This window comes from Siphonobacter curvatus (assembly GCF_002943425.1).
GTDB lineage: Bacteria > Bacteroidota > Bacteroidia > Cytophagales > Spirosomataceae > Siphonobacter > Siphonobacter curvatus.
Genome location: NZ_PTRA01000004.1, coordinates 335,459 through 352,466, shown reverse-complemented (window position 1 = coordinate 352,466; position 17,008 = coordinate 335,459). Strand labels below are relative to the sequence as shown.

13 protein-coding genes are annotated in these 17,008 nt (G+C 44.9%); 9 read left to right on the top strand and 4 right to left on the bottom strand.

From position 1 onward, the window contains the following. Window positions 1–552: 552 nt before the first annotated feature. From C5O19_RS20005 to C5O19_RS19990, 3 genes are all read left to right on the top strand, one after another. Complete coding sequence (locus C5O19_RS20005) at window positions 553–3,777, top strand: S41 family peptidase (protein WP_104715150.1); 3,225 nt, start codon at window positions 553–555, stop codon at window positions 3,775–3,777. A 661-nt stretch (window positions 3,778–4,438) separates the two neighbouring features. Beyond that, window positions 4,439–5,287 (top strand): hypothetical protein, encoded by an 849-nt coding sequence (locus C5O19_RS20000; protein WP_104715149.1) that lies wholly within the window; start codon window positions 4,439–4,441, stop codon window positions 5,285–5,287. A 645-nt stretch (window positions 5,288–5,932) separates the two neighbouring features. Then, window positions 5,933–6,328 carry a hypothetical protein gene (locus C5O19_RS19990; protein ID WP_104715147.1) on the top strand — a complete coding sequence of 132 codons (396 nt, stop codon included), beginning with the start codon at window positions 5,933–5,935 and terminating at the stop codon, window positions 6,326–6,328. Window positions 6,329–6,480: 152 nt separating this feature from the next. Here C5O19_RS19990 and C5O19_RS19985 read toward each other — a convergent pair whose 3' ends face one another. Continuing rightward, window positions 6,481–6,945: a hypothetical protein gene (locus tag C5O19_RS19985; RefSeq protein WP_104715146.1), complete on the bottom strand. Its 465-nt coding sequence runs from the start codon at window positions 6,943–6,945 to the stop codon at window positions 6,481–6,483. 223 nt (window positions 6,946–7,168) lie between these two features. Here C5O19_RS19985 and C5O19_RS19980 point away from each other — a divergent pair, with 223 nt between their 5' ends. The 6 genes from C5O19_RS19980 to C5O19_RS19955 all read left to right on the top strand — a co-directional run bounded on the left by C5O19_RS19980 (window position 7,169) and on the right by C5O19_RS19955 (window position 14,187). Continuing rightward, window positions 7,169–7,534, top strand: a complete 366-nt coding sequence (locus C5O19_RS19980) for a DUF2200 domain-containing protein (protein WP_104715145.1) — start codon at window positions 7,169–7,171, stop codon at window positions 7,532–7,534. A 122-nt stretch (window positions 7,535–7,656) separates the two neighbouring features. Then, a complete protein-coding gene (locus C5O19_RS19975; RefSeq protein WP_104715198.1) occupies window positions 7,657–8,475 on the top strand; it encodes an alpha/beta hydrolase in 819 nt (272 codons plus the stop codon). A gap of 224 nt (window positions 8,476–8,699) precedes the next feature. Continuing rightward, window positions 8,700–9,245, top strand: a complete 546-nt coding sequence (locus tag C5O19_RS19970) for a cupin domain-containing protein (RefSeq protein ID WP_104715144.1) — start codon at window positions 8,700–8,702, stop codon at window positions 9,243–9,245. Window positions 9,246–9,471: 226 nt separating this feature from the next. Then, entirely contained in the window at window positions 9,472–10,341 is an 870-nt protein-coding gene (gene fdhD / locus C5O19_RS19965) for a formate dehydrogenase accessory sulfurtransferase FdhD (protein ID WP_104715143.1), read from the top strand. Window positions 10,342–10,556: 215 nt separating this feature from the next. After that, window positions 10,557–12,920, top strand: coding sequence for an FdhF/YdeP family oxidoreductase (locus C5O19_RS19960; protein ID WP_104715142.1), 2,364 nt, complete (start codon window positions 10,557–10,559; stop codon window positions 12,918–12,920). A gap of 787 nt (window positions 12,921–13,707) precedes the next feature. Beyond that, complete coding sequence (locus C5O19_RS19955; RefSeq protein ID WP_104715141.1) at window positions 13,708–14,187, top strand: hypothetical protein; 480 nt, start codon at window positions 13,708–13,710, stop codon at window positions 14,185–14,187. 507 nt (window positions 14,188–14,694) lie between these two features. Here C5O19_RS19955 and C5O19_RS26555 read toward each other — a convergent pair. The 3 genes from C5O19_RS26555 to C5O19_RS19945 all read right to left on the bottom strand — a co-directional run bounded on the left by C5O19_RS26555 (window position 14,695) and on the right by C5O19_RS19945 (window position 16,937). After that, complete coding sequence (locus C5O19_RS26555; RefSeq protein ID WP_108724068.1) at window positions 14,695–14,862, bottom strand: integrase core domain-containing protein; 168 nt, start codon at window positions 14,860–14,862, stop codon at window positions 14,695–14,697. Between the two features lie 567 nt (window positions 14,863–15,429). Next, entirely contained in the window at window positions 15,430–16,290 is an 861-nt protein-coding gene (locus C5O19_RS19950; protein WP_104715140.1) for an SDR family oxidoreductase, read from the bottom strand. 77 nt (window positions 16,291–16,367) lie between these two features. Continuing rightward, on the bottom strand, window positions 16,368–16,937 hold the full coding sequence (locus C5O19_RS19945) for a Crp/Fnr family transcriptional regulator (protein ID WP_104715139.1): 570 nt from the start codon (window positions 16,935–16,937) through the stop codon (window positions 16,368–16,370). Window positions 16,938–17,008: the final 71 nt, after the last annotated feature.

The following is a 17,008-nucleotide window of genomic DNA, read 5'->3' as shown; positions in this document are numbered from 1 at the left end:
GAATGGCTCATGGGCGGGAGAGGTTTGCTTCTTCTGACATCTTTTGAAAGGTATTAGTTGTTAAATGCAACCTAATACCCTCACGGACGGCCTAAACCCGATCCCTGTCCGTATCGCATTCCATGCGGGGCATCCCATGCCGGAATTCCATTCCGGGAATCGCATTCTGGGGCTCAAGCCGCCTTCCATTCCATGGTGGTTTCATCCGCACCGCGTTGGCCTTGAGCAGGATGAAAAGAGCGGTGGGCGTGCCGGCATGGAATGCCCCGCCCCACATGGAAGGAATGTATACGGACTAAAAAACCAACCGTCTCTAAAGGAAGAAATACTGATCTTTAAGACCAAGTGCAGTAAGTATCTGCATGGAAAGCCTATGCTGTACTTACAGGAACTAAACTAAAACCCCTTCATTCAAAATAGCCTATTGCCAAATCTCATACAAACAAAACTTTCATAAAAACACCCCACCTAAGCTTACATCAACTCAAAATCCCTAAAAACAAACGAAGAAAACCCTTATCTTGCCTGTTTGTCTCAAACTAACATTCTCCCGTGAAAAAGATTATTACCGCCTTACTGCTGGCCAGTTGGGCATTGGTTTCGCAGGCCCAGCAAACGCCTTCCTGGCTGCGATATCCGGCCCTTTCGCCCGATGGAAAAACAATAGTATTCACCTACAAAGGTGATCTCTGGAAAGTGGCCGCTACGGGTGGTGTCGCCACACCGCTGACGTTCCACGAAGCTCATGACTTCATGCCTGTATGGTCCCGCGATAGCAAAACCATCGCCTTTGCGTCGGATCGTTACGGAAACTTCGATGTCTTTACCATTGCCGTCGACGGCGGGGAGGCCAAACGCCTGACGTATCACTCGGCGGCCGAGTACCCCTACGAGTTTACGCCGGATGGGAAGCAGGTCGTGTTTGGTTCTGCCCGCATGGACGTGGCCAGCAACCGCCAGTTCCCGACGGGATCACAACCGGAATTGTACAAAGTCTCCCTACAGGGGGGGCGCGTCGAGCAGCTCTTCACGACGCCCGCTGAGGACGTAAAATTCAGTAAAGACGGCAACAAGCTGGTGTACCACGATAAAAAAGGCGGCGAAAACGCCTGGCGGAAGCACCACGTTTCCTCCATTACGCGGGACATCTGGGTGTACGATGCCAAAGCTAAGAAGCACACCAAACTCACCACCTTTGCTGGGGAGGATCGGAATCCGATTTTCGCCGATAACGATAAAAGTCTGGTATACCTGAGCGAAGGCAACGGCTCCTTCAACGTCTACAAACTTTCGCTGGACAATCCGACGCAGCCGCAGGCCCTGACTTCCTTCAAAAAACACCCCGTGCGGTTTTTGAGTCAGGCTCAGAACGGTACGCTGTGTTTTAGCTACGACGGTGATCTGTATACGATGCAACCCAGCGGTAAACCGCAAAAGCTCAGTATTAGCATCGCCGCCGATGCCCGTAGCAATAATGAAAAGGTACTGCCCGTCAGCGGTGGTGTTCGCGGTATGGCTGTATCACCCAATGGCAAAGAAGTTGCTTTCTTGTTCCGGGGGGAAGTATTCGTCAGCTCCCTCGAAGGGGGTATTACCAAACGTATTACCAACACCCCCGAGCAGGAAACCGACGTCAGCTTCTCGCCCGATGGCAAAGCATTGCTGTACGCGTCCGAACGCGGCAATACCTGGAAAATTTACGAAACCCGGATTACCCGTAAGGAAGAACCCTATTTCTACGCTTCCACGCTGATCAAGGAAACACCGATCATCGACAACAGCAAGGAAAACTACGAGCCGGAGTATTCGCCCGACGGCAAAGAAATCGCCTTTATCGAAAACCGAATGACGCTGAAGGTATACAACATCGCCTCCAAGCAGACCCGTAGTATTCTTACCGATAAGGAGTTATTCTCGATGCGGGATAATGACCAGTACTTCCAGTGGAGTCCCGACAGTAAATGGTTCTTGTTTGATTACAGCATGCCGGGCATCGCCGCCGGAGAAATCGGTATCGTAGAAGCGAGCGGTAAGGGCAAGGTACGCAACCTGACCGAAAGCGGCTTCCAGGATTTCCGGGCCAAGTGGGTTATGGGTGGTAAAGCCATGCTTTGGTTCAGCAACCGCGACGGTCTGCGGGCAGCGGCCATGAGCGGCGGCGGTACCTCAGACGTATACGCGATGTTCTTTACGCAGGAAGCCTTTGACAAGTTTAAACTGAGCAAAGAAGAGGCGGCTCTGGCGAAGGACATCGACGAGAAAAACGCGAAAGCCGATACCACCAAGAAGAAAGACGCCAAAGTTGCCAAGAAAGACAGCGTTAAAAATATCCTGATTGAGTGGGAAGGACTGGCGGATCGGAAGGCGAAACTGACCATCCACTCGGCTTCGCTGGCCGATGCCCTGATCAGCAAAGACGGTGAAACGCTGTATTACCTCGCCCGTTTTGAGAAAGGCTATAACTTGTGGTCGACGAATCTGCGTACCAAAGAAACTAAAATGCTGATTCCGCTGAACTCCGGCGGTGGCTCAATGGTGTGGGACAAAGACCAGAAGAACATTTTCCTGAATACGGACGGTCGCATTGTGAAAATTGATCCGGCTACCTCGAAACAGGAAGGCATCAACGTCAGCGGTGAAATGATGCTGAATACGCTGGCCGAGCGGCAGTTTATGTTCGAGCACGTGTGGCGTCGCACCAAAGAGACCTTCTACACGGGCGGTTATCACGGCATCAACTGGGACAGCTATAAGCCCGATTACGAGAAGTACCTGCCGCACATCAGCAACAACTACGAATTTTCGGAAATGCTAAGTGAATTGCTGGGTGAGCTGAACGTGTCGCATAGTGGTTCTTCGTACGGAAGCTTCAACGCCAATGCCGATCAGACGGCGTCGCTGGGTATTTTCTACGATCCGAATTTTAGCGGAAACGGCATCAAGGTGGAAGAAGTGCTTGCCAACGGTCCCCTGTCGAAGGCGAATCTGAACGTAAAACCCGGCATGATCATCGAGGCTATCGACGGCGAAACGATTACGCCCGCCCGCGACCTGGCCCAGTACCTGAACCGCAAGGCGGGTAAGAATACCTTGCTGACGGTGGTAGACGGCAAAGAACGTCGCGAAATCATTGTGAAGCCCGTATCGCTGGGTGAGGAGAGTGCGCTGCTGTACCGTCGCTGGGTGAAACGCAATCAGGATGAAGTGGAACGCCTAAGCAAGGGTCAACTGGGGTACGTGCACATTCCGGGGATGAACGACGGAGCGTACCGCATGACCTACGAGGAAGTGATGGGCAAGTATGCCGATAAGAAAGGGATTGTTATTGATACCCGCTTCAACGGCGGCGGCGACCTGGTGGCCGATCTAGCGATGTTCCTCTCGGGTAAAAAGTTCATGGATTACACCACGGATACCCGCAGTAACGGCTACGAACCCAACTTCCGCTGGACGAAGCCCAGCATTTCACTGGCCAACGAAGCGAATTATTCTGACGGTCACTGCTACGCCTTTACCGTGCAGGAAATGAAGCTGGGCAAACTGGTCGGTCAGCCCGTACCGGGCACCTGTACCTTCGCGGGTTGGGAATCCCTGCAGGACAACAGCGTTCGCTGGGGCGTACCGCCGCTGGGCGTAAAAGCCATGAACGGCAAATACCTCGAAAACTGGCAAACCGAACCCGACATCAAAGTCTGGAACGACTACGAGCAGGTAAGCACCGGCAAAGATCAGCAGCTGGAAAAGGCGGTTGAGGTGTTGCTGGGTGAGGTGAAGTAAATTATTTGATTGAATTTTTTATTGCCCTGGCTTCTGTGTGGAGCCAGGGTTTTTTTATATTAGCTAACGGCTTTGTTGCATGGCAAGAGTAGCATGAGAAAGTCACGGAGTTATGGCGTTGGGTCGTTCGTTACGGACAGCTATTCAGACAAGTTAAATGTAGTAAATTTCTGAACAGCATGTAACCGTACGTTTATCGCTAGGCAGGCTCAGCGGCTACTGAAAAGGGAAATCAGTGGAAGTAGCAAAAATGGTCTAGTTCAGCCGTTGTCGTATGCCTTTGGAGGAGTATGGCAGATATTAAAAAATATCAAAGTTACGTTCTCAAACTACTCCACAATAGAAGAAGAAGTATCCCGATACCTATCTATGGTTTTCAAAATTTTGTCAGTAGTATCCTCTTTAAATCTAATGCATTCAAGCAAAGTGGTCTGGAATAGTTGACAGGTATTAGCTAAGGTAACAAATCAGGCACGACCCTTGCAGAGTCGTAACCCTGGTACATAGGTAAACGCGCCTTTACTTGTGAACAAAAAGGACCAATGAAACCGCTTTCGTTTCAAGCAAGAGCGTTTATGTAAGAAACGTCGTTCACCATAGTTTGCTGAATGATGCGTAGATTGGTTTCCTTAAGTATCCCAATGTACCAATCCACTTCCTGATGACTAATCTACAAGCACTCAGCCGTTTCTACCTTACCCTGGTTCCTTTTTTAGCCGCCGCTGTAGCTTTAGCAATCGGGCACAGCAAACCCCAACTCTATCTACCCATCTGGCTAGTTCATGCCCTGCTGATGGTCATTGCCGTTAGGCATTTGGGAAAGAATTGCCTAACCAGCCTCGATCCTCAGCAACGGCAACGAGGTGCCATTGCTTTACTGGTGATTATCCCTTGGACCTTTTTTACCGTTTTTGCGGGCATGGGACCTCCGCCCACTTCCATTGCCGACTGGGTGGCCACCGCTACGGAACAACAGATTCGTTATGCATTGTTAATAGCGGGAGGAATTTCAATCACGGCTGGATTTGCGTTACTGGCTAACCAACTTCGACAAAGCGGTGAGAAGACGTACGGCTTACTGGGCTTACTGGCTATGGGTATAGCACTCCCTTTATTTATCCTCAACATGGCGTATTGGGGCAGCTTTTTAGTCGAATCGTTCACCCACTTTTCAGGGGTCTCCATGGCCAAACGACCCGATTGGTATTTGGCCATGCGAGCCCTGTTTACCTGGATAAGTGGGGTGGAGGTTGCCCTGTTTTATCTGGCTACTGCTGGTTTTGCACAAGCACTGCAATCAATTGGCTGGTTCAAGGCCCGAGCTTGCCGGCTTTATCTGATCTTCAGCCTGGCCGGTGCATTGCTGAGTGTGTTGCCCCCTTTTTCGATTGAACCCCTGGTGATTGCCACCTACTTAGTATCTATTCCTGCTTTCCCCTTCATTATGCCCTATTTGATGGGGCTTCATTTATTGAACTTGGCTAATCGTACCCTTCCTATAGTTCAGTAAGGCGAATCTATTATACGCTGTTTTGTCTCATAGCGGAGAGGGTTTCGTGAGCATCTTTATCTTGATTTGTTGAAGTGGGTTATAGTAGTCAACCTAATTGTGATTAGTCAACAGTAATGAAGGAGCAAAAACTGTATGAGTTTGTTGATCGAAAACTAGAAAAACTAGCCATGCTCCTAAGTATCGAGGAGGGACTATTGGGCCTATATCAACTGTTTGAAAATATAAATCACCTTTCCTTTCTAACAATCGCTGATAAGTACTCAATCATTTATGATCTGCTCATTGAAGTTTTATGGCAAGAACTGGCTATATTAGAGGAATTCACTGATCCCCAACTCACCACAAAAGTTAAGGACGTAGATTTGATCGATATTTCATTGATCTTAGACAATCCCAGGTCCTGGAATGTAACGCTCGACCTACCTACTCGCTCTATCTGACCTTGAAAGGTGAGAAATATTTGGACAGTCGTTCTAAAGAGCTGAAGCAACTCGAGGAAAGGTATAAACGGCATTAATTAGTACATTTACCAGCTTGATGAAAGCATTTATATGGCATAAATCAGGTAGTTATACGCTAAAGCTAGTTGGTCTAGCTTAATAAATTTAACCTTTTCTTGACGATACACTACTACTTTATCTTATGAAAGAATTATTGGTTAGTACTCTTCTTATAGCAGCTAGCTTAACGACTACTGCTCAGATAAAAAACCCACTAGCTAATACTGCCTGGCAAGGTACTGTCCATACGAGCAAAGTCGTGGATGTTGTTCTTCGCTATGGAGTAGACACGATGACTATGTATACGGTAGCGGACAAGCAGTTGCTCGAAACGATGACCTATACAATGAAGGGAGATTCGCTGATTTGGAAAAAAATAAGTGGAACTAGTCCCTGTGACACCCAAGCTATTGGGATTTATCAAGTGATAATCAAAAATGAGGAGATGGTATTGAAAGTACTTAAAGATGATTGCCCATTACGAGCAGGTTCATTACTTCCAAAGCCATTCAGGAAAATACCTTACAGTAGTAAATAGATTATACCTTTAGACTTGATTTTCCGTAATTTCCCTTTTTTCTCTTGGCTTGTACAACCGATCGAAATATAACACAGTAAGACTAAATAGAGACTATAATTCATCGCCTATTTCTGTTGTAGAAGTGCATAAATGTTAACCTAGTCTCAATTTTAATTTCCCGCGTTCAGCTTCCAAGGTAAGCGAATTTCAAACTCAACTTGAACTAAAGGAATTCCGTTTGGGAAGTAGGCTAAGTCGTTATTAGGCCAAAAACCAATTTTAGCTGTTTCAGTGAGGGAAGTTAACTCGAACTGATAGCCGCCGGTTGGTAAGAGCCGAGCAGAAGTTTTGCCCTTCATTATCCTACCAGCGAAGTGAAACCAACTGTTGTACAGGTATTGGCCCTTTTCTACCTCTCCGTATTCAACCACTTCTACTTCCTTGTGATAATCAATACCCACTTCCTCGAAGAATACGACTACTTCTGGTGGATAAATGCCCTCTTGTTGAAGGAGGAAGTTCAGACAATAGTTACATCCACAGGTTTGAGCACCCCCCTTATCTATGGCATCATAAACGTCTTTAGTAATTCGTCTATCGACCTCAAACTCCCAATCTTTAAAGTGAATCAACATCCTACTTTTGTTATATAATCAGTTCTATGTTAAGCTATAAATCATTATTGAGGAAAAGTGTTTACAAGTTGATAAGATAATTTCTGTTATCGACATAAACTATAATGCGCTGATATTCATCGATTTATTTGCAACATTCCTTTTAAAAGATAGTATACTATTTAGGTAAACTTAGTTGGAATAATTATAAGCGACTTAATTTTATCATTTTGAAAATGATCTCATGAACAATTCAGCTACCCACGATCAGCGTATCGCCACTATGACATTCTCGTCCGTATACCCGCATTACGTAACGAAAGTAGAAAAGAAAGGCCGCACTCAGGAAGAATTGCATCAGGTCATTGAATGGCTGACAGGATTTGATGATCAGAAAATTCAGGCTCTGATCCATGAAAAAGTATCCTTTGAATCTTTTTTCGAACAAGCCACCCTCAATCCTGACGCTTATCTGATTACCGGAACTATTTGTGGCTATCGGATTGAAGACATTGAAAACCCGCTCACTCGTCAGGTTCGGTATCTGGATAAACTCGTGGACGAATTAGCGAAAGGTCGTGCCCTAGAAAAGATTTTGCGGAATAGCTAGGCAAGGCGATAAAAGGTTCCAAGCGTTAAGTTCTTAGTACATCACTCGAAACAAAGCTTATCATTGCATTTATTTTACCGTTTGAAATGACAGTATAGAAAATGTTAATGGGCAAAAAAAACATGAAATTCATTTATTATAATTTACTAGTTATACTTGTAGTACTTACAAGTTTTTCAAAAGCATCAAAGCCAGACGATCCAATTCCAGAACACGAAACCTTTAAAATTCACTCTAAAAAAGTTGGAGAAGAAAGGACCATTAATGTATGGCTACCCGCAAATTATAAAACAAACACTGATTCATTGCCGGTAATGTATATGGCAGACGGAGGAATACAAGAAGACTTTCCTCATCTTGCTAATACGTTGGCTAAATTGATCCAGGAGAATAAAATAAAGCCTTTAATTCTAGTAGGAATTGAAAATACGCAACGAAGAAGGGATTTGACTGGTTTTACTGAAGTAGAAAAAGATAAAGAAATCGCCCCAGTGGTTGGAGGTTCAGAAAAATTTAGAGCTTTCATAAAAGAGGAACTTTTCCCCGAAATAAACAAACGGTACAGAGTAACACCTAGAAAAAGTATTATCGGCGAATCTTTAGCAGGACTATTTGTAGTAGAAACATTCTTTCTTACGCCTGACCTATTCAATCATTATATTGCGTTTGACCCTTCTCTTTGGTGGAATAATCACTATTTAATCAAAACTACAGAAAAGTATTTAAACGATTTTTCTAAAACAGAGAAACGGATTTGGTTTGCGGGTTCAAATACAGAAGGCATTTCACAATATACCGATGAGTTGGCAAAAATCTTCCAGAAAAAAAATCTCTCAACAGTACAATGGAATTATTCACCCGAGCCAAAAGAAAAACACAACACCATTTTTAGAGCGACAAAAGAAAAAGCAATTATTTGGACATTAAATAAAACGGAATAAAAGCTGAACATACATTCTGATTTTACCGCCGTTGTTAGTGTTTAGCAAAGCATCACTAGTAACGGCGGGTCTGTTCTTGACGCTAACCGAAACATTCCTTGACGCAAGGAAATTTTTATTAATAATGTATATAAATTACATACCTTACTAGGTATTGCTTAAAATAAAGGAGCTAATAGTCTAGCTATCTCCTAAGAAAAGATTTATTAATTCATAAATTGAATATGAAAAGAACTATCTACAATCCTGCACTAAAGGAAACCATTGTATTCGTGACTACTTCTGAAGAAACTTCTGGGGCGTACTCTGAACTTGAAATTTCTCTGGAACCGGGTGGTGGGAATCCCATGCATTATCACAAAGCGTATACGGAACTATTTACCGCACAGGAAGGCATATTGGGCATGGAATTGAAGCACGGGAAGAAGATATTTTTGAAGCCGGGAGAATCGTATTTAGTAAAAAAAGGAGAAAATCACCGGTTCTTTAATCAGAACGACCATCCTATTACGTTCACCAACAAGGTAGTGCCTGGTTCTACGGGTTTGGAGAATACACTAAGAATTCTGTGTGGCTTAGCTCAGGATGGACAGTATTCAAAGGCGAATATTCCCAGGAATATCTATCATATGGGAATAGGTGCGGTGATGAGCGATATGCGGTTGACGGGTCTGGCAGGACTCCTCACTACGCCCTTGGTTAGAGTGCTGGCTTACCTGGGACGTAAGAAGGGTATAGAAGAAGCTCTGATTCAAAAGTATTGTGTATAACCCTAAGTAATGCTCCCGCCATTATTGGTGTCTAGTGAAGCGTCACCAGCAACTTTGCCAGGTGAATCCTCTATTACTGCGTTTGTTGGTACTTTAGGTTTACATCCGCTCTTTCTTTCCTTTCACGATTCCTTTTAAGTTCTATAGAAGTAACCTGCTGAGTTAGGCTTATATCCATCGGGTGAGCAGCAGACAACAAAACCCCAGGGTTAGCGGTTTTATTGGCATGAAAGCCCATACCTTGAAACAGAACTCCGTGCGAACGATCGAAATCGTCAAAGTGACGGAGAACGAGCGTTTTCCTTATACCGATGCGGTTTCCGTGGAAGAGCCGTTGGAAATCAGAATTTCCTATGAGGATCAGGCCACACCGATCACCAAAAACATATCCGTAACGATGCGGACGCCGGGCGACGATGCGGAGCTGGCCCTTGGATTCTTATTTACGGAAGGCATTCTTTCGGATTCGCAGCAGATCCGGAGTGTTGATCATGCTCGGGCGGCATGTTCCCGTAATGCTGAGAATGTGATCATCGTTGAGCTTGCCGCGGGTTTTGTGCCCCAACTGATGCATGCCGATCGGAATTTTTATACTACTTCCAGCTGTGGCGTTTGTGGCAAAGGCTCCATCGCTTCCATCCGAACGGTCAGTGCCTTTCAAAAACTGGACCAAAAGCCGCAGCTCATTCGTCTCGAAACGATTTATCAGCTCGCTGAAAAATTACAAACCTTCCAGAGCAATTTCAGTGCTACCGGTGGCATCCACGCGTCAGGACTTTTTGATTTTGAGGGTAATCTGCTGGCCCTGCGGGAAGATGTCGGAAGGCACAATGCCCTGGATAAACTCATTGGAAATGCTTTGCTTACCGGGCAAATACCGCTCAGGGATCGTATTTTGGTACTAAGCGGCAGAGCCAGCTTCGAGCTGATTCAAAAAGCAGCCATGGCCGGTATTTCGGTGGTAGCAGCGATCGGAGCTCCTTCGAGTTTAGCCGTGGATCTGGCCAAGGAATTTGATATTACTTTACTGGGATTTATGCGTCATAATCGATTCAATATGTATCATGCTGGAAGCCCTTTTCAAATCGGAGAATAGCATGCGATCGCTTGAATAAACCGTATCCTGGCAACCATACATCGTGTGATTGATAGTAAATGGAATGGGGTTAACTACTGGAAAATTGATTCAGAAAGGAATTCTTACTGGTGAAAGGTTACTAGTTAGCCGAGAGCTTTTATCCGTATCTCTACCCCCGCAGAAGACCAGAGTACTAGTGCCCAAACGTAACTATCCTCTTTAATGAAAGCCTTATGAAAACGAATGAAAATGATAAAAAGATAGCTGATCCTACCAGTCTATTGCCTGCCGCAGAACCTCCGCATCAGTTATTGGATTTAAAACACAAATCACCTAAAAGCTGGGCCGCCGGTGCTCCGGCCGTCAAGCATTCGGTGGAGCAGTTGGTAAAAAATGATTCGGTACTTCGGGGTGGAAAAGCGTTGTTTGCCATGAATCAGTTTGGCGGCTTCGATTGCCCCAGCTGTGCCTGGCCCGATCCCGATGATGAGCGTTCCCGATTGGGCGAGTACTGCGAAAGCGGAGCCAAAGCACTCGCCGAGGAAGCCACTTCCAAGAAGATTGGGGCAGACTTTTTCAAAGAAAATTCATTATACGACTTGTCCCAACGGTCTGATTATGAAATTAGTCAGTTGGGTCGAATCGCAGAACCAATGTATTTGCCCCAGGGCGGAACGCATTACCAGCCCATCAGCTGGGAAAGGGCCTTCGCTAAAATTGCTGAAAAGTTAAACGGTCTGGCTTCCCCCAACGAGGCCATCTTCTATACCTCGGGAAGAACGAGTAACGAGGCCACCTGGGTCTATCAATTATTCGCCCGCGAATTCGGTACCAATAACTTCCCGGATTGCTCCAATATGTGTCACGAAACCTCTGGCTACGCCCTGACCCGGTGCATTGGTATTGGCAAAGGGACCGTGAAGCTGGAAGATTTCTACGATTCTGAACTCATCATCATCATCGGACAAAATCCGGGTACCAACTCTCCGCGGATGCTTTCGGCCTTAGCTCGAGGGAAGAAAAATGGAGCGAAGATTATGGCCATCAATCCGCTACCGGAAGCCGGTTTGATGGGCTTTAAAGATCCGCAAAGTCCGAGTGCCCTGCTCAGGAAACCGCTCGAATTGTCCGATTTGTATCTTCCCGTTAAAATCAACGGAGACATGGCCCTGCTGAAAGCCCTGCAAATACTGTTGCTGGAAGAGGAAGCCAAAAATCCCGGGAAAGTGCTCGATCATGAATTCATCGCGAATAAAACGGCAGGTTTTGACGACCTGGCGGAGGAGTTAAAGCAGTATGATCTAAATTTTCTTTCGGAGGCCTGTGGCGTTTCGATTGAAAAACTGAGGGAAGCGGCCCAAATGATTGCCGCCCGAAAACGAATTCTGATTGCCTGGGGAATGGGAATCACGCAGCAGCACAATGGCGTGGAAATGATCTACAACATCGTGAATCTGTTGCTGATGAAAGGCAGTATCGGAATCAAAGGGGGAGGTGTGTGTCCCGTGCGTGGTCATAGCAATGTGCAGGGCAACCGAACCTTACTGATCAATCACCATCCGACTAAAGAGCAACTGGACAAACTGGAATCCTTTTACGGGTTTAACGTTCCCAGAGCGGGTGGTTACGATGTGGTGAAGGCCCTGAAAGCCATGCACGAGGAGAAGGTGAAATTTATGTTCTGCATGGGCGGAAATTTCCTATCCGCCGCTCCCGATACTACCTATTCCGCCGAAGCAATGCGAAAGCTGGAAATGTCCGTAATCGTTTCCATCAAGCTGAATCGAAACCACTTGGTTCACGGCAAAGAAGCCTTGATCCTTCCGGTAATTTCCCGAAGTGAAAAAGACCTAGTAAATGGAGAGCTGCAACACGTGAGTACGGAAAACTCAATGGGCGTAATCGAGTCGTCACGTGGCGTACTGGAACCCATTTCGGAACACCTGATCAATGAAACGCACGTGGCTTGTCGAATGGCGAAAGCGGTTTTGGGTGAACGTTCCGTGATTGATTGGGACCGTTTTATGAACAGTTATGACGCCATTCGTGAGGATGTGGAGCAGTGTATTCCGGGCTTTGAAAGGTATAATGAACGCGTCGTGCAAAAGGGTGGGTTTTATCTGCCGAACGCCGCCAGAGATGGAAAATTTAACAGCGAACCGTACCCGGGAAAAGCAGCGTTTAACGTAACCCCAATTCCGGATAATACGCTGGCCGACGACGAATATCTGATGGGAACGACCCGAACACATGATCAATTCAATACCGTTATTTATGGTTTAGACGATCGATACCGCGGGATTTTCAATGAACGGAGAGTGGTGATGATGAACGAAAAAGATATGGCGAAAGCCGGACTCAAAGAAGGCGATAAAGTGGATTTGTTCAATTACGATGATGGAATCGAGCGTGTTGCTCCATTATTTATCGTTGTAAAATATTCGATTCCGCAAAAAAGTACGATGACGTATTTCCCGGAAGCCAATGTTTTGGTATCCATTAACAATGTGGTAAAAGGGGCGAATATGCCGGCATCCAAGTATGTTAAGATTAATATTCGTAGGCATAAGCCTGAACTGGATAAGACGATAGGTTAGTAGGCAAGGAAAGCAGCTGAACCCTATCTTTTGAAATCTGCCCCTAGCAGATTTCAAAAGATAGGGTTCAGCTGCTTTAAACGTTACTTGAAAATGATAATTTTCTACTTTCTTCACTTACAGATCAAAACTTTCCCAGAAAAACGTACGAATAATGCATTACTATCAGCGACTGACTTTCGCTGATCCTGCAAAGTGCATTCGCAATCGTATACCGCTGTACTCCACATCTTCGTAAAGGACCGTACTAGTAGTCAGCTGCGTTTACCAGGATTACTGAAGCTACTTTGTCTATTACTACAACCCATTCCTAAGGCCAGATTAACTCAATCTGAGATGGTTTATGCAAAGAACTTTGTATTTCAAAGTATATACATTTATCTTTATTGCGATAAGTGGCTATTAGAGTATTAGTTATGTCTGCCATAACCCAAAATGAAGTGGAGATTTATAGGGAAGGGGGGCTCTATACCTTCATAGCTAGCGTGTACTCGAAAAAGAAGCGACCTACGAACTTATGGGATAGGACGAATGGATAGGATAAGAAGTTATACAACACATCATTTAGCGGTAATGACCTGTAAGAACCTATTATTGTTCACTAACCTGTTTGAAAGTAAAGAGAATTATAGGCTTGGAGTGAAAATTATCTTTCTAAAAAACTAGCATCTGCTAACTATTCGAATTGAATAAAATTTATAAATAAGAACATTTACATGTTGTGAAAATAAACGTTCTATTGATTCATTAGGTATGACTATATTATTCTAATTATATTTTCACTTCGATGGAAAGTATTGTCGTCTTTTTAATCCCCTTGAGTATTCTTTATTTATTTAGTATTCCTGTCTATTATCTAATCCAAAGCTTGTTGAAGAAACGGATTACAAATAAAAAAATACGAATATTAATACTTTGGTTATTGACGATTGTATTTACGCCTGTATTTTTTATAAGCTGTATCGTCCTATTTTTTATGGTTATAAATTATTATCCTAAACATGCTTTTACAGCCAATAGGTGGGCTACAGAAAAAGATACGCGTTATGAAATAGAGGATGATCTTATCGATAGTAAATTATTAATCGGAAAATCAAAGGCGGAGGTTATTCAACTAGTAGGATTGGAGGGTAATGATATAAAAAGTGATTCTTGGAGGTACTTTACGGGAAGAAAGCCAGGTTTAAATTTTAGGTCCTCCGTATTAAAAGTAGATTATAAAGCTGGAAAAGTGAAAAAAGCGGAAAGGGTAGTACTTGCGGATTAATAAACTTATATGGTATAAGAAACCTTTACGTTGGCCCGAACAGGCGATGGCTGCAACACCGTTGGATACGTATTAGGACGGGGTGCTCGATTGCCGTGAGGAAGCGAATGGTCTGGATCCTAATAATGCGGAGGATCGCAATACGATTCATAAGAGCGGATATACTAGGCTCGAAATCTATCTGAATACGTTGTAATTCAGCCAGATAGGTATAAAATAAAAAGCCGATCAGTGATCATCGGCTTTTCTAGTAGCGGGAACAGGACTCGAACCTGTGACCCTTGGGTTATGAGCCTAACCAACACGGGTTTGATTTATTTCAAAAAGTGGTTTTCTGGTTAAAATAAGCGTTTTTTTGTCTTTCTATAAGCCTATATTGATACACGTTAAACCATAAAAATGTTTAAGGTATATAAGTTCCTGCCAATAAGGATAAGGGCGTATGGCAACCATAAAGTTAGTTCTTTGTATCATCCTAAAATAAGATGACAATTAGTTAGATAAGATTTATAGCCTTAGAGATATTCTCGAAGGCTTTTTATGCACATCATTAGGAGTCAACCTATTTAGGCTTAGGTGAGGCCTTTTGTTGTTATAAATTTCAACCGATTCCTTGATGGGCAATTCCAGCTCTATACTGGTATTAAAGCATTTCGATAAAGAACTCGCTCGAATTGATTAAATTTCATAGCATCAAATATGAATTTTGGCCCATTAGGCTGTTCCCAAATTCATTGCATGAGGTATAATGCTTGGTTCTATAACTCAGTATTAAAGCAAAAGTGAGTTATAGAAAATCTTTTTATAACTCACATTATCGCATGAAGGGACTAGGGTTATGCTTTGGGGAGCTTTTCGGCAATGCCAGATTGGCATTACCTTAACTTTCAAGATACGTTTAATCAGAGCTCTGTGCATGAGGGATTTAGGGGCAGAAAGAGCTCAGTATTATTAGAACAGGTGTAGTTAATTCCTTGCTTAATGTTAAGCCAAGAAAATAGGATAATGCGGGGGGGTAACTAATATCCTTGAGCTTTTATCTTGCCTCCATGCAACTCCTATTTTGGAGCCAATCGCATCGACCTATCTCAATACGCTAAAACACCAGGTTGCTGCGAATAATTCAAGATGCCTTATCAATGCGTTTATTGAAAAGTTAAATCTTTAGATAAAGCGCCCAACTAGTAACAAAAAGAACGGCAGTAGCCCACGCTACTGCCGTTCCAGTTAGATCCATTCCGCTTACAATAACTCACCCATCCCGAATACCGTCAATCCTTTGGCAAATTGTTCGGCTACGGCCTGGTTGGCGGCGTTGATGTAGGGGCCGGTGATCGGGTCAACCACGGTGCGTAAGGGCCGGGTGCCTTTGGGTGTTTCGATGAGTCTTACAATGGCGTCGGCCACGTCTTGCGGGTTAGGGTTTTTGGCCTGCATCTCTCCTCCCAAAGCAGCTATCATTTTATTAGGTATTTCTGCAATAGCGCCGTATCCCTCAAAGACACCCTGATCCGATGCGGGGTTATTCTTTTGTTGCATTTCGGTAGGAAAAGCGCCCGGCTCCACGATGGACACGTCAATGCCTAGACGCTTGACCTCGTAATGAAGGCCTTCGCTGATCCCTTCCAGTGCAAATTTGGAGGCGGCATAAATGGTAGCGAACGGGAAGGATACCCGGCCAAAGCCGCTGGTCACGTTAATGATTAGTCCATCGGCCTGTTTTCGCATGGCGGGCAGCACCTGTTTGATCAGTCGCCATGGGGCATAAACATTGATATCAAAAGTGGTGTGCACATCGGCGGTGGTAAAGCTCTCGGCCACACCGGTCATGCCGTAACCGGCGTTGTTGACCAGGACATCAATAGCGCCTTCTTTGGCCAAAATGGTTTCAACGGCCTGCTTCACGCTCTGCTCGTCGGTGAGGGTAACGTCCAAAACCGTTACGTTTGCAATGGCCGCAAGAGCCTGGGCTTTATCGGCGTTACGTCCCTGGGTATCGCGCATGGTGGCGTATACCTGGTGCCCTAAAGCGGCCACGCTGTGAGCAGTAAGCCAGCCAAAACCACTATTTGTTCCCGTTATCAATACAATCTTCTTGCTCATCTTTCTTCGTTTTAAATGAATAAGCAAAGGTTGAAAACGGCAACAAGAAAATTTTTATCATATGGTAAAAAGCACCGTTAGCGGATATTACGGCGTATACGGCTCAACGATTGCTGGGTGATACCCAGGTACGAGGCCACGTGCGAAAGTGGGATGCGATTAACCAGGTTGGGGAACGCCTCAATGAACGAAAGATAACGCGTGGTAGCGTCCTCAGAAACCAGGGGACTGCGCCGCTCCATGGCCAGGGTCAAGCACTTTTTTACCATGTTGGCCTTCATCATTTCCCAGCCCACAATGGTGTTGGATATCTCGTCCCAGGCCTTTTTATTGAAAACTAGTACTTTACAGTCAGTAACGGCCTGTACATATTCCGACGCTACGATCTGCGATTCGAACTTCTGGTTATCGACGACAAAGTTGCCTTCGTCCACAAAATAATTAGTGATTTCTTCTCCCTTGTTATTATAATAGCAAAAGCGGAATACCCCTTCCAAGACGAACGCCACGTATCGGGGCACCTTTCCGGCTTCGGACAGGTAATCCTCTTTTTTGAATTCGAGCATTTCAACCTTGCTTAGCAAGAACTCGATCTGCTGTTTGTTCAAATCACCAAATTGCAGGATAAAATTTATGAGCGCTTCCATCCGGTAAAGGTAGTATACAGCGCGAAGCCCTCATTTAACATAGGGTAAAAAGGGAGTGGGCTGGTGGCCAG